At 42.0% G+C, this 15,064-nt stretch carries 6 protein-coding genes; 1 reads left to right on the top strand and 5 read right to left on the bottom strand.

All coding sequences use genetic code 11. The annotated features are described in order from the left end of the window. Positions 1 to 10 precede the first annotated feature (10 nt). Positions 11 to 727 carry a 4'-phosphopantetheinyl transferase family protein gene (locus NK987_RS16880; RefSeq protein ID WP_259264804.1) on the bottom strand — a complete coding sequence of 239 codons (717 nt, stop codon included), beginning with the start codon at positions 725 to 727 and terminating at the stop codon, positions 11 to 13. After that, positions 724 to 10,341, bottom strand: a complete 9,618-nt coding sequence (locus tag NK987_RS16875; protein ID WP_259264803.1) for a non-ribosomal peptide synthetase — start codon at positions 10,339 to 10,341, stop codon at positions 724 to 726. The genes NK987_RS16880 and NK987_RS16875 overlap by 4 nt, the downstream gene beginning before the upstream one ends. A gap of 198 nt (positions 10,342 to 10,539) precedes the next feature. Here NK987_RS16875 and NK987_RS16870 point away from each other — a divergent pair, with 198 nt between their 5' ends. After that, entirely contained in the window at positions 10,540 to 11,145 is a 606-nt protein-coding gene (locus tag NK987_RS16870) for a DUF2911 domain-containing protein (RefSeq protein ID WP_113925696.1), read from the top strand. 67 nt (positions 11,146 to 11,212) lie between these two features. Here NK987_RS16870 and NK987_RS16865 read toward each other — a convergent pair whose 3' ends face one another. The 3 genes from NK987_RS16865 to NK987_RS16855 form a co-directional block, all read right to left on the bottom strand. Beyond that, the gene (locus NK987_RS16865; RefSeq protein WP_259264802.1) at positions 11,213 to 12,373 is read right to left on the bottom strand and encodes a Gfo/Idh/MocA family protein; all 1,161 of its coding nucleotides are present in this window, start codon (positions 12,371 to 12,373) and stop codon (positions 11,213 to 11,215) included. A gap of 142 nt (positions 12,374 to 12,515) precedes the next feature. Beyond that, positions 12,516 to 13,547 (bottom strand): sugar phosphate isomerase/epimerase family protein, encoded by a 1,032-nt coding sequence (locus NK987_RS16860; protein ID WP_259264801.1) that lies wholly within the window; start codon positions 13,545 to 13,547, stop codon positions 12,516 to 12,518. 172 nt (positions 13,548 to 13,719) lie between these two features. Continuing rightward, on the bottom strand, positions 13,720 to 14,925 hold the full coding sequence (locus NK987_RS16855) for a cupin domain-containing protein (RefSeq protein WP_259264800.1): 1,206 nt from the start codon (positions 14,923 to 14,925) through the stop codon (positions 13,720 to 13,722). Positions 14,926 to 15,064 lie beyond the last annotated feature (139 nt).

The following is a 15,064-nucleotide window of genomic DNA, read 5'->3' as shown; positions in this document are numbered from 1 at the left end:
TGGCAGAATTTTAGATTTCAAAGTATTTAATTTTTGGAGAAGCGTTTTTAAAGCACAGGCTGCACCAATAATCTTCTTCGATCAACAAGCTTTTGGTATACCAAGGATCGGTGTTGTCCGGCAATTTAGCAAAATCTTGGAGTGTATTCAATTCATAGAGGTTATCCATCAATCCTGTTCCCTCGGCTTTTAAAATGGATTCTTTGATAGTCCATATTTTGAAGAATTGATTGACCGGTTGATTTGATTTTTGGATAAAATCAATTTCATCAGGATGAAAAGACATTTCCAAAATTGAGGAATAATCAAAACCATGATTGATTCTTTCTATATCAATGCCACAGGGATGGCCCGAAAAGGCAAAAACGAGCCAATCTCCTGAATGCGAGGTATTGAAATGGATGTTTTCTTGATTTCTGATTTTGGGTTTGTTGAATTCATTCACCTCAAATTCCACCGATTTGGGTTCACACCCGATATAATAGCTGCAAAGAATTTTTTTCATAAACGAGCTGGCAAGAAAACTGTATTTGTCCTGTTCTCTCGCAAATCTTTCTGATTTTTCTGTTTCATTTTGGGAAAGCAAATCTTTTTTGGAAAGGATCCAATCCAAATTCTGAGAAATCCTGATCCGGATTACATGGATTTCATCCAAGAGAATTCCCTCCTTGAATTTTTCCCAATTTGGATTTGTTTCCTGCCAATTGATTGATTTATTGAAAATCATGAACCGGGTTTTTCATCAAGGACTTTTTGGATTTTTTCAGCCATCTCCTTTAAAATCGCAGGTTTGTGGAAAATATTATCGTGATGGCCGGAAACATTGACAACATTTACCTTTTCCACAAAAGGAACCCAACCGTAATACCTTGGTTCTTTGACATAAAAACCCTGGGTTTTTGCCCGGAACAAATGGAGGGGGCCATTGTAAGGACCTATCTTATATTTATTTAGGATATCAGCATTATTCTTTGCTACCCTTTTCAGAACACTTGTGGAGTCCACCAAAAATTTTGGGTCGGGTTTCAGTTTCATTTTGACAAGAAGTTTATCTCTTTTTCTTTGAAAAGACCTTAATTTTTTTTCAAAATACCCCTGTGGTTCATTCAGGACAAAGTTTATCTCATTGAGAATAATTTTTGACCTGAGTTTAATTTTATCAAAGGTTGAAAGTTTCTCGTCGGATTCGTAAGCAGAGGTGTCAAACAAAATGAGCTTTCCGACTTGTTTTCCCATTGAACGAAGCTGCTTGGCCATTTCGTAGGCCACATATCCACCAAAGGAATAGCCTGAAATATTGTAAGGTCCGTGTGGATTCTGATCGATCATCAGGGAAATGTAGTAAGAAGCCATTTCTTTCAGGGATTGATTTGGGACCGCTATCCCATCCAAGCCTTTTGGCTGAAATCCATAAATGGGCTGGTCGTCTTCAATATATTTTGCCAGGCTGTAATAAATTGAAACTGTCGATCCTACACCGTGGACAATATACAAAGGAGGTTTTTTGCCTGAAGGTTTTATTGGGACGAGGGAATTCCAACCCGACTGATTTTGACCGAAATTTTCAATTGCTTTTGCTAGCTCTTTGATATTCGGATGTTTGAATAATTGGTTGATGGCGATTTTTGAACCTAGCTCTATTTCAAGGGCTGTCATTACTTTTACAGCAAGGAGGGAATTTCCTCCCAATTCAAAAAAATCTGCCTCAATACCTATCGTCTCCTTTTTGAGAGCGCCACACCAAATTTTTGATATTGTCTTTTCCAGACTTGTTGTTGGCGCTGTTTTTTCGGAGGTATTTTCTAAAGGTTTTGGAAGATTTTTTTTATCAATTTTATTGTTGGCTGTTAACGGAAGATGATCCAAAAGAACGATGTTTCCGGGCACCATATAATTGGGCAATACCTCATGTAATCTTTCCTTTATTTGGAAAACCAAGTTCTTTCCGTCTATTGTTTGAAGAGGTTCTTGGCATACAACATATCCTACCAGTTGTTTTTGTCCGGGCACATCTTCCCGAACTATCACTGCTGATTCTTTTACCCCTTCAAGACTGTTAATTGTGGATTCAATTTCTCCGAGCTCGATGCGGTATCCCCTGATTTTGACTTGGTCATCTATCCTTCCCAAATATTCAATATTTCCATCAGGTAGCCATCGGGCAAGATCTCCAGTCCTATACATCTTTTCTTCCTCCAGATTACCAAAAGGACATTTGACGAACTTTTCCATAGTCAATTCCGGATTGTTCAAATATCCTCTCGCAAGACCATGTCCGGAAATACACAATTCCCCGGGTACATTGATCGGATTTAATTGATTGTCCTTGCTGATAATGTGTATTTTCAAGTAATCTATTGGTTTTCCAATGGTCACTTTTTCAGAAGGTGTATGAATTTTTGCAACAGAAGCCCAAACAGTGGATTCGGTAGGCCCATATTCATTGTAAAGAGAAGCATTCCCTGATTTTTCAAAATGAAGTTTTACCAATGATTCATCTAGAGCTTCTCCTGCGACAATGACATTGGAAAGTTTGGCTTTTGCCAATAGGTCTTCCTCCAACAAGAACCTATAATAGGAAGGGACGCAAAGGATGGTTTCAGTATCGTGAAGCAGTCCTTTGATATGGTGAGGATCCTTTATCAGTTCGCTTTTGCAAAGAATCAGTTTACCACCTGTGGTGAGGGTTCCAAAGATTACCGCAACTGAGGAATCAAATGCGAATGAAGGTATCAATAAAACAGCTCCGCTTTCATTATAGTATGATTTTCTAGCCAATGTGGATGTCATCAAACCTCCATGCTCGATCATTACACCTTTTGGTTTTCCCGTAGATCCTGAGGTATAAATGATATATGCCAATTGGTTATTACGGATATCCAAAGGGGCCATCTCTTCAGACATCTTTTCAATTTCTGGCCATTCCTCATCAAGAATGATTAATTCTCCCCGGTTTTGAAGCCTTGTTTTTAAGTCAGACGTCGTGATAATAATGTTTGCCTGAGTATCAGTAAAGACATACTCAATTCTTTCATTTGGGTAAGTTGGGTCAACAGGTACATATGCCCCACCCGCTTTCAAAATCCCCAATATGCCGATGATCATTTCAAAAGAACGGTCAAGACAGATAGGGACCAGACTTTCAGGTTGGATATTTTTCTTTAGGAGATAGTTGGCAAGCTGGTTGGACCTCTTATTCAATTCGCTGTAAGTGAGTTTCTTGCCTTCAAATTCTACCGCAATGGCTTCAGGAGTTTTTTCAACTTGCTCCTCAAACATATCCAGAATTGTTATTTGAGAGGGAAGATCTTGGGTTTTGGAATTAAAAGATTCAATTAATTCTTTTTCTTCTGCTGTAGAAAGGATTTTTAAATTTCCAACTTCCTCATTTGGGTTTTCAAGAATTGATTTTAATAAATGAGTATAATGACCCGCCAAATGCGCAATCGTTTCATGTTTGTAAAGGTCTGTATTGTATTCTAATATCCCTTCTATGCCGGATTCAATCTCCGTAAGGTCAATAGTCATGTCAAATTTTGAGGTGAAATGCTCATAAGGCTTTTCTGAAACTACAGCATCTTCCAAGTAAACCTCATTTTGTGGAACATTCTGTAAAACAAATAAAACCTGAAAAACAGGATTTCGGCTTAAGTCTCTTTCCTGTCCAAGTGCTTCTACGACCATTTCAAAGGGGACTTTTTGGTTTTCAAAAGCCTCAAGGGTGGTGTTTCGGATATCTTTGAGGACATCAGAAAAGGCCATATTTCCACCTATACTAGTTCTTAGCGCCAAAGTGTTTACAAAAAGCCCTGTTAAATCTTCTATTTCGTGACTTTCTCTTCCTGCAATAGGTGTTCCGACGCAGATATCCTCCTGACCGCTATACCTGTATAGTAAGGTTTTAAATGCGGCAAGTAAAGTCATAAACAGTGTGGATTGGTGATTTTTTCCTAATTCTTTGAGTTGGGACACCAAAACACTATCTATCGAAAAGCGGAAGTTATTGCCATTATTGCTATGCATCGCAGGCCTCACAAAATCTGTAGGAAGCTGTAGAGGGGTTACGTTTTTGAGTTTGTTTTTCCAATAGTCGATTTTGATTTGGAATGAATCACTTCTAAGGAAGTTTTTTTGCCAAATAGCAAAGTCAATATACTGCAGTGGAAGTGGAGGCAGCGTTATGGGCCTTCCTTTGGTAATGGCTTGATAGCATTTCGATAGTTCTTTTCTCAGGATGTTTGCGGACCATCCATCAGACGCTATATGGTGCAGTGTAATTACCAAACAATATTCGTTGGGGGCTAAAGTGATGATGCAGGCCCTCATCATATGGTCACTGGTGAGGTCGAAGGGTATCCTGATCAGTCTTGTAACTTCAGTGTTAAGGAGTCCCGGATCAGGCAAATCCCGTCTTTCAAGCTTCCAAAGATCTTTTCCGAGCACGTACTGACAATCGTTGCCATCCTTTTCCCTGATCACCGTCCGGAGTGCCTCGTGGCGGTTGACAATGGTTTTGAATGCATCTTCGAGGGCAGGGATATTGAGTTCTCCTCTGATGTTGAAGATCAGGGGGATGTGGTACTGGATGCTGCCTTCCAGCAGGTGGATAAACCAGAGACTCTGCTGGTTATAGGAAAGGGGGATGGCTTCGGGCCTTTCTGCAGGCAGCAGAACAGGATGGGAAATATTCATTCCTTTCAAGGAAATGACCTTGGCAAGACCGGCAACAGTGGGATCGGAGAAGAATTCGCGGATGCTGATTTCAGCACCCATTTCTTTTCTGATGGCGGCGACGGTACGCATCGCAAGCAGGGAATGTCCTCCCAAGGCAAAGAAGTCATCATGGATACCTACCCTTTCAAGGCCGAGGATTTTTTGCCAGAGAGCGGCAAGCTGTTTTTCGGAATCTGTTCTGGGTTCAGTATACTGGGCAGTCCCCAAGTTCTCGGCACCGACCTCGGGAAGTGCCTTTCTGTCGATTTTTCCGCTAAAGGTGAGTGGGAGTTTTTCCAGCTGAAGCCAGAGGGCAGGGACCATGTATTCAGGAAGTTTTGACCGGAGGAAGGCACCTGCTGATTCTTTGTCGAAATCCCCGTCGGAGACCACATACCCCACGAGCCTTTTGTCACCATTTCCGTTTTCCCGTGCCACGACCACTGCCTGTCTCACCCCAGGGTGGAGGAGCAGAACAGATTCGATTTCGCCTAGTTCGATGCGGTATCCCCTGATTTTGACTTGGTCGTCCATCCTGCCGAGGTATTCGATGTTTCCGTCGGGAAGCCACCTTGCGAGGTCACCTGTGCGGTACATCCTTTCACGGGCTTCGTTGCCGAACGGATCAGGAAGGAATTTTTGGGAGGAAAGTTCGGGCCTGTTGAGGTAACCCCTTCCGACTCCTTTTCCCCCAATACAGAGTTCCCCGGGTACTCCCTCGGGGTTAAGGCTTCCGTCTGCCGTCAATATATAAATTGAGGTGTTGTCGATGGGCTTTCCGATGCTTATTTTTTCTCCCACCTCCATTTTTTTGAATGTTGACCAGATGGTTGTTTCCGTTGGCCCATACATGTTCCAAAGGGTTCCCAATCGCACAAGGGTATTTTTTAATTCCTCTCCAAGGGCTTCTCCTCCGACCAGCATTTTGATGTTACCGGGATTAGTCCAACCTGAGTTCAGTAACATTTGCCAACCGGATGGCGTTGCCTGCATATGGGTAGGACGGACTTCTTCCAGTTTTTTGGATAGACTGAATCCGTCCATGGCAACTTCCCTGCTTACCAAAAATACCCTTCCACCGCTTACAAGAGGAAGAAAAAGTTCTAGGTAAAAGATATCAAAACTGTAGGTAGTGACTGAAAGGATGCTTGATGATTTGTCAAATTCAACATTTTTAGTCATACTGACCAAGAAGTTGATGAGGTTTCGGTGTTCGATCATAACCCCTTTGGGTCTTCCCGTAGAACCTGAGGTGTAGATGATATATGCAAGGTTTTCCGAGGATGGCAAAGCCGAAATTTCGTCAGATGGCATGCTTAGAATCGCCTCCATTTCTTGGTCCATGATGATAGTTCTTATCTTATCACCGAAATTCTGGACTGTTTTTGAAGAACAGATTACAAAATCGGCTTTGGTATCTTCAACCATATAATCAATTCTGTCTTTGGGTAAGGCAGGATCGATCGGAACATAGGCACCACCGGATTTGAGGATTCCAAAAATGCCTATTACCATCTCCAGGGAGCGGTCAATGCAGATCGGCACAGGGCTTTCGGATTTGAGTCCGTTTTTGATTAAAAAATGGGCTAGCTGGTTTGATTGGAGATCCAATTGCCTGTAAGAAAGTTGTTTTCCATCAAATTCAACTGCAATTCCATTTGGTTGGTTTTGAACTTGGCCTGCAAATAAATCCAAAATAGTTTTATCCTCAGGTAATGGAGAATCAGTATCATTGAGGTTTTGGAGGATATGGGATTTTTCAATATCTCCCAGAATTTCAAATCTTCCGATGGTATTGGTCGGGTTTTCTATTATAGATTCCAAAAGGCGGGCATAATGTCCGGCCATTCTTTCAACAGTCTCTTGCCTGAACAGAATTTTGCTGAATTCTATTACTCCTTCTACATTCCCATTGACCTCAGTAAGGTCAAAACTTAGGTCAAACCTTGATGAAAACTTATCCTGAATTTCTTCAGACCACAATAGATTTCCTGCAGAACCTTGATTTTCGGGTAAATTTTGGAGGGCAAAAAACACCTGAAATACAGGGTTTCTGGTCATATCCCTCTTGATTTCGAGGGATTCCACGATTTGCTCAAAAGGAATTTCGCTGTTGTCAAACGCATCGATCGTATTGGATTGAACCTGCATGAGCAACTCATCGTATTTCATTTTACTATCTACATGGCTTCTAAGGGGAATACTATTGACAAAAAATCCGATAAGGTTTTCAAGCTCCTGATATTCTCTTCCCGCGACAGGGGTTCCAATACACAGATCTTCTTGACAGGAATACCTGTACATCAACGCCTTGAATGCCGAAAAAAGCGTCATGAATAGGGTAGCATTGAGTTTTAATCCTATCCTATTCAGGTCGGTAATTATTTCTTTTTTAATAAAAAACCGAACTGTTCCCCCTTCTCTGTTGATTTCGGTAGGCCTTACAAAATCGGTAGGCAACTGAAGTGGTGCGACGTTTTGGAGTTTGGTCTTCCAATAGTCGATTTTGTTGCGGATGGAATCACTGTTGAGGAAATTTCTTTGCCAGAGTGCATAGTCAACGTATTGAACGGGAAGAGGCGGGAGAGAAGGTTGGGTTCCGTTGACGATGGCATAATAGGAATCCATGAGTTCTTTTCTCAGGATGTTGGAAGACCATCCGTCGGAAGCAATGTGGTGCATGGTGATCACCAGATAATAATCCCCTTGGGCTTTGGTGATGAGACAGGCCCTCATCATATGGTCGTTGACGAGGTCAAAAGGTATCCTGATCAGTCTCGTAATTTCATTTTTTAGGAGTTTCGGGTCCTGCAGTTCTATTCTTTCCAGCTTCCATAGGTCTTTGGCCAAAAGGGTCTGGCAATCGGTCCCATATTTTTCCCTGATTACGGTCCGGAGTGCCTCGTGGCGGTTGACAATGGTTTTGAACGCTTCTTCCAGGGCAGGAATATTAAGTTTTCCTGAGATGTTGAAGATCAGTGGGATGTGGTACTGGATGCTGCCTTCGAGCTGGTGGATAAACCAGAGACTCTGCTGGTTATAGGAAAGCGGGATTGATTCTGGCCTTTCCGCAGGAAGCAGAACGGGGTGGAAAATACTACCTCCATGTGAAAGAATGACCTGGGCAAGGCCGGTTACAGTGGGAGCAGAGAAGAATTCGCGTATTCTGATTTCAGTGCCCCATTCTTTCCTGATGGTGGCGACGGTCCGCATAGCGAGCAGGGAATTCCCACCGAGAGCAAAGAAATCATCGTGGATGCCCACCCTTTCTATGCCGAGGAGTTTTTGCCAGAGAGCGGCAAGCTCTTTTTCGAGATCTGACTCCGGTTTGGTATATTGGGAAGACCCCAAATCCCCTGCACCGAACTCGGGAAGTGCCTTTCTGTCTATCTTGCCATTTATGGTTAACGGAATATTCTCCAACTTCACATAATAATTTGGTACCATGTACTGAGGCAGCTTCTTTATTAAGTAGGCCTTCAGGTCCTCGGCTGTAGCCTCTCCGGTGATATATGCTATCAGCTCTTTGTCGATAGAATTTTTTAACGCTTTGGCGATGACTACACTCTGTCCTGCTTTTGTGTAACTCGCCAATGCCTGTTCAATCTCACCCAATTCTATCCTGTACCCCCTAATCTTTACTTGGTCATCCATTCTACCCAAATACTCCAAATTACCGTCTTCACGCCATTTACCAATATCACCGGTTCTATATAATCGCTCTCCTGGTTTATATGGGTTCTCGATAAACTTCTTTTGGGTAAGTTCTTCTCTGTTTAAGTAACCTCTAGCTAGGCCTATGCCTCCTATACAAATTTCTCCTACACTCCCAAATGGTACCAATTGTTGGTTAGCGTCTAAAAGATAGGTCTGGGTGTTTTGTATAGGTCTGCCAATGTAGGTCTCATTGTTATCGCTTACTTCATTTACAATACACCCGACAGTTGCCTCTGTTGGACCGTATTCATTGTATATCCTGCAACCGACATTGTTCCGTAAGTGTCTTATCTGCTCCGTTGTCAATGCCTCACCTCCCAACACAAAAACCTTGGCTCTTGCATCTTCTAGTGTTTGTGGTTCTATAAGGTTAATATGGGCAGGGGTTAATTTAATCCATCCACTCGCGGGATTTAATACTATTTGCTTCAGTTGACTTAATAAATCTTCCGACTGATTATATATGCGCAAAGTCTTTCCCTGTGTCAATGCTCCAAACAAAGGAGTAACAGTAAAATCAAAAGATAAACTACTGAAAAAATCTACTTCACTATAACTAATATCTCTACTGTATTCCAAGGTCCAATTAAGGTAGTTTGTTACTCCTTCATAGTTCAACACACAACCCTTTGGATTTCCTGTTGATCCTGAAGTATAAATCACATACATCGCATCCTTTGGCCCTATCGCAACATTAGATTTTTCTACAGAGTATAAGTCGCTTTGTGAATCAAATGTGACCCATTCTTCTTCATCTAATATTACCTTACAACCACTATCTTGTTCCATAAAGGCAATCCGATCTTCAGGATAGTCCAAATCAATCGGAACATAGGCGGCTCCGGTTTTTAATACTGCCAGAACGCTTATAATCATCCTTTCACTGCGCTCAAGTTTAATTCCTACTAAGTCCTTATTCTCTAATTTGTATTTTGAAATCAGATAATGAGCAAGCTTGTTGGACCATTCATTTAGCTCCTTGTAACTTAACTCCGTACCCTTGAACTTTAATGCAACTGCATCCGGGGTTTTATTTACCTGTTCCTCAAATAAATCCACGACGGTCTTGTCGTCTGGGTATGCCGTCTCAGTGGTATTTAAAGTCTCTAGCAGGTAGGTTCTTTCCTCATCGGGAAGAATATTTAAGAAACCGAGATTTAAGAAAGAATTGGAATGAATAGATTGAAGAAGTGTAAGAAAATGGGAGGCCATCCTCTGAATTGCTTCGAGGCAATAAAATCCAGTGTCAAAGGTGATGGTCGCCTCAATTGTATCTCCATTTTCTACAACTCTGAACCATAAAGGCGAATTGAACTTTTCAAGGTTTATTTGGGATGAAAGGCTAGGGGAATCTAGATCAAAAGTCTTATGATAGTCAAAGATAACTGGAAAAAGTATGCTTAAATCTTTTTCGTTCTTTATTCCTAAAGCAGAAATTAATTGATCAAGAGAGATATGATTGTAGGAACTGGCTTCAGCTAAATCGGCCCCTGATTTTTGGACAAACTCCCCAAATTGCATGCTGCCATCTATTTTGGAGCGAATGGGAAGGATATCCAAAAAATCTTTTTGTAAATTCTCCCCGTTTGGGTTTAGAAGACCCGATATTTTGACGGTGGTACCAATGCAAAAATCATCTTGGCTACTGTATCTATAAAGTAAAACTTTCAGGGCTGCGAACAGGACCAAAGATGACGAGAGGGTATTTCCTGTAAAGTGGGCATTAATAGTATCGAGGATAGCCTTATCTAAAAAGAAGCTTAGTGTGTTTTTTCCTTTTGTTAAAGATTTTGAAGGATACTTTGGTAGCTGTAATTCTTCGATCCCTCCAAGCTTTTTTATCCAATAATCATTGATTGATTGCGAAGATCCTGTCGCTGATTGGTTATTTAGCGATTTTGTGACTGACATAACTAAGTTATTTTGGGTATAAAAAATAGTATTATTATTGGAAAATCTAGTATTTGTATTTTGGGAATGCAAGCATTATCGAAAAAATATTATAGCAATCATTAAAAAAGATTATGGATTTTTAGAAACCATTAAATTAACTTGAATTCCTTATCGTATCTTCACCGTTCAAAATCCAAAAATCCAAATCAAAAAATTATGAAAAACACCAGAATCTATTTCTTTGCATTAACCTTGATGTTGTTTTTGGCAGCTTCAGTGCAGTCTCATGCCCAATTACAGTCTCCTTCAGCCAGCCCCGCGGCATTTGTATCTCAAAATGTTGGTTTTACAAAAATCAGCATTGACTATTCCTCTCCAGCTGTAAAAGGAAGGAAGATTTTTGGAGAGTTGGAAAAGTATGGAGTAACCTGGAGAGCAGGTGCCAATGCTACAACCATCATTGAATTTAGCACAGGAGTAAGCGTTGGAGGTAAAAATCTGCGTGCCGGAAAATATTCCATTTTCATCACACCAATGGCTTCTGGCGAGTGGACTGTTCACCTTAACGGTAAAGCCAATTCAGTTTTTACCTACATGAAAGACGGCAAAATCGACGAGGAAGCAATGGCAAAAGATGATGCAGTTGCTATCAAAGTAACTCCCGTAATGACAGCGGATTCTCAGGAAAGACTTTCTTACGCCATCTCTGCAGAAAACAACAAAGTGGCCAAGGTGACTATGGCGTGGGAAAAAGTAAGATTGTCATTTATGGTTGACACTCAGGTGGACCAAAAAATGGAAGGCTTCAAAGGAGCTTTTTGATTACTCCCTCATTACAATTCAAAAACAAAAAACCTCCTTTATGGAGGTTTTTTTATTGCCTTTAACTTCACCTCTCTGTCCAATCTACACCTGTATCTTTCCAGCTTTTTGAGGCTGCAGAGTCAAGGACTGCCTGACAAACTTTTTGGGTTTCGTAGGCATCTTTGAAAGTCGGCGAACAGGGTTTACCGGTTTCTAAACTTTGGAAAAAATCTGCTGCATGATGGATAAATGAATGCTCATACCCGATGCTAGTTCCGGGAATCCACCACCTCTTCATGTAAGGTTGTTCTCCTTCAGTAATGTGGATTTTTCTCCATCCCCTGACATGAGGATCATCTTTATGGTCAAAATATTCCAGCCAGTTCATGTCGTGTAAATCCCACCTGATCGAAGCATGTTCCCCGTTGATCTCGAAGGTATAAAGGGCTTTGTGCCCCCTTGCATACCGGGTGGCTTCGAACAATCCCAAAGAACCATTGTCAAAGTGGCAATGAAAAATACAGGCATCGTCAATGCCTACTTTCTGAACCTGTCCGCTTCCCTGATGAACCCTTTCCTTGACGAAAGTTTCGGTCATGGCTGACACATCTTTGATGCCTCCGTTAAGCCACATGGCCGTATCGATGCAATGCGCCAAAAGGTCTCCAGTCACCCCCGAACCTGCAGCATCCACATCAAGTCTCCATAACCCATCTCCACCTTGGGGCAGTTCGGGATTGATTGTCCAGTCCTGAAGGAAATTGGCGCGGTAATGGAATATTTTTCCCAGTTTTCCCGAGTCGACGATTTGCTTGGCCAAAGTCACGGCCGGGACTTTTCTATAATTATACCAAACAGTGTTTGCAATACCTGCCTTTTCCACGGCTTTGACCATTTTTTCGCCTTCCTCCAAAGTTTTGGAAAGCGGTTTTTCACAAAGGATCATCTTTCCTGCAGCAGCTGCCGCAATGGCTATTTCGGCATGAAAAGCATTAGGTGTACAAATATCTACCGCATCGATGTCGGTTCTCGCAATCAGTTTCTTCCAATCTGTTTCGTAGGAGACATAGCCCCATTGTTCAGCAAAAGCTTTGACTTTGTCTTCCCTCCTTGCGCATACAGCCTGAAGAACAGGTTGAAATTCAAATTCTGGAAAAAAGTCAGGGATTCGTTTGTAGGCGTTGGTGTGTATTCTTCCCATCAAGCCCGTTCCTATGAGTCCGATTCTTATATGTTTTTTGCTCATGTGTTATTCTGGTTTATTATCTGAAAATTTCAAAATTGGAAGATTCAAAGGGTTAGAAAGTTTAAAAGTTTCAAGGCTCAAAAGTTGGAAAGAATTTCAAATCCTCCTTAATACTTCCCACTTCGAACTTCCCACTTCCTCCTTACCCAACCCATCCGTGTGCATTGCGCACTTCGATCATTTTGGCAAGGATATCGTTCCAAGTCTGCTGCTTGCCCATCACGGCATTGGGAAACATACAGCCATCCCAACAAATATGCTGGAAGGCTTTGGTGAGTTTTCCATCTGCATTTCTCAACCAATAGCCTGCGTCTCTTACAATGTCAAGCTTTCCATTTGGATCGGTTGCAAGGCAATGTCTTCCGGTTTTGTCATGCGAACCTGAACCGAAAACTGTCCCGTCATTTTGTGCCACATGGAAATCAATGGTCCAAGGTCGGAGTGCTTTTGTCAATTTTTTGAATGCCTCGTCCAATGTCTCTCTGTCATTCCAATCAAAGTTTATTGGAAGAATCCTGTCATCAGGGCTGTTGTAACCCAACATGTAAAGGAAAGTATGCGACATATCTGCCTGAAATCCGATGTTTGGCCTATTGGTCTGGTCAAGAGTATCCACCATTGCTCTCCAACTGTGCATGCCTCCCCAACAGATTTCACCTTCGGCAGCGAGTTTTTCTCCAAAATCCGCAGCCACATCACAGGCTTCTCTGAATGTCTGTGCAATCAGTTTGGTATTGTTGACCGGATCTTTGGCCCAGCTTTCAACACTGCTGGCAGAATCAATCCTTACTATTCCATAAGGCCTCACGCCAAGTTCTTTGAGTTTTTGACCAAAAACACATGATTTTCGCACCATTTCCACAAACAGTGCCCGGTCTTCCTTACTTCCCATAGCGGGTCCACCCCATATTGGGGCTACAAGGCTTCCGATGTTCAGATTGAGTTTCTGGACTTTTTCTGCCAATATCTTGATACCGTCATCGGACATATCCAGATCGATATGTGGATCAAAAAGCCCGATATCAATACCGTCAAACTTTACCCCATTGACTTCTGCGGCGGCGGTGTATTGCAGCATGTCATCAAATGAAATGATTGGCTCTGAGTCGGGGCCTTTCCCCACAATACCCGGCCAAGTCGCATTGTGTAGTTTTGGATAGTTATTTTGGGACATGGTTATTTTGGTTATTTGTTAATGGTTATTGAATGGATTATGGTTATTCGGTTAGTAGGTTATTGGTTATTTGGTTAACTGCTTAACTGATCTTGGAATCCGAGTTTTACTTTCCTCATTGCTCTAGTTCCTTTCTAAGAAGCTTGGTACACTATACTTGGTACTCCAAAAGTCAAACTTTCAAATCAGGATTGTCAGGACCGAAATGCTTCAGCATGACAATGGGATCGGTTTTTGAATGATTTGTGATTTTAACTCCGGCCATAGCGGCCTTTTCGCTGACGAAATATTCGTCATGGGTCAACTGTCCAAATCGGATCAAGGCTGGTGTTTCGATATCCCAAACCCCCATTTTCCCATGGCCCTGCATCATGATCATGCCGTAAGCGGCATTGTCGGTGATGGTTACGGTCTGACCCGGGAAGACGGTCAGTTCTTTGGCACTGTAATCGTGAGAGCGATAGCAAATCCAAGTCTCATGGTATCCTGCAGCATGCATTTTCTCAGCATCATCCACGGGCTTTGGTTCCATGTAGTGGTTGTCCATCAGGTTTGGATTGACATTCAAATCCCAATCTATCATCTCCAAAAGCAGCTCATAATCTCCAATCCGGTCTTTTGGCGTGGCATTCCATAGGAGTTCATCCGGAATGATTGCCTCATTGACCAAAGACTGGTACATGGCAAAAATATCTGAAGCTTTTTGTGGTTCGTAAGTACAAAGGCTTCCGGGAGCGTGCAGCATTCCGGGAGGAACATCCCAACCTGTTCCGGGTTGTAGCCTGAATGCCTGCGAATAATTGGTGATCTTGTTGTCGCCCTTGTTGAAGTTTTTCAAACATTCAAGGATGGTTTCCTTGGATGTCCCCGGGGCAATTCCGAAGAATGTATAGGGAAAATCCCCGCCGTGGTTATTCACCTGTGGAGGGAAATAGTAAGCTTCGGGCTTGCCGTTTTGTCCTGTCAGCGCACCGAATTCATCACTCGGATGGATATGGTGAGGAAGAGGGCCCATATTGTCAAAAAACTTGGAATACATCGGCCATGATTTGTATTTGTCCCATAACCTCTCACCAATGATTTGGGCCCCGATATCGGCTATGGCATCTTTCAATAAGAAAAGCTCGGTTTTGCCACCGTCTTCCAAAGCGATATGGCTGAGACCTTCATTTTTACTTGTTAAGGGGCCGTTTTGTGCTGGAGTGGTCGAAGAAAACCAACGCTCGTCAATTCCTCCCCGGGCTCCCCCAAGTGCATAATAATCGTCAGGATGGAGTTTGATGCGCCTTCCCGGAACACAAAAAGAACGCGGCACCCATGTTGGGGTCAGTCTCAAGATTCCTTCTCCTTGTTCTAATGCTTTTTTTGCCAAACTCATGGTTGTTATTGGTTATTGGGTTGTGTTGATTGATAAATAAGCTTAATATATTTCTATATGATATTAATTGATAAATAAGCTTAATATATTTCTATATGATATTAATTGATATTTGATATTAATGGATATTGAAAAAAGA

The sequence above is a fragment of the Aquiflexum gelatinilyticum genome (assembly GCF_024813435.1).
Lineage (GTDB): Bacteria > Bacteroidota > Bacteroidia > Cytophagales > Cyclobacteriaceae > Cognataquiflexum > Cognataquiflexum gelatinilyticum.
The sequence above is the reverse complement of the archived record's forward strand: the minus strand, read 5'-3'. Positions and strand labels throughout refer to the sequence as shown.

Excerpts from the sequence above, each read along its gene's own strand:
- NK987_RS16880 (WP_259264804.1), bottom strand. The coding sequence starts at position 727 with ATGATTTTCAATAAATCAATCAATTGGCAGGAAACAAATCCAAATTGG.
- NK987_RS16875 (WP_259264803.1), bottom strand. The coding sequence starts at position 10,341 with ATGTCAGTCACAAAATCGCTAAATAACCAATCAGCGACAGGATCTTCG.
- NK987_RS16870 (WP_113925696.1), top strand. The coding sequence starts at position 10,540 with ATGAAAAACACCAGAATCTATTTCTTTGCATTAACCTTGATGTTGTTT.
- NK987_RS16865 (WP_259264802.1), bottom strand. The coding sequence starts at position 12,373 with ATGAGCAAAAAACATATAAGAATCGGACTCATAGGAACGGGCTTGATG.
- NK987_RS16860 (WP_259264801.1), bottom strand. The coding sequence starts at position 13,547 with ATGTCCCAAAATAACTATCCAAAACTACACAATGCGACTTGGCCGGGT.
- NK987_RS16855 (WP_259264800.1), bottom strand. The coding sequence starts at position 14,925 with ATGAGTTTGGCAAAAAAAGCATTAGAACAAGGAGAAGGAATCTTGAGA.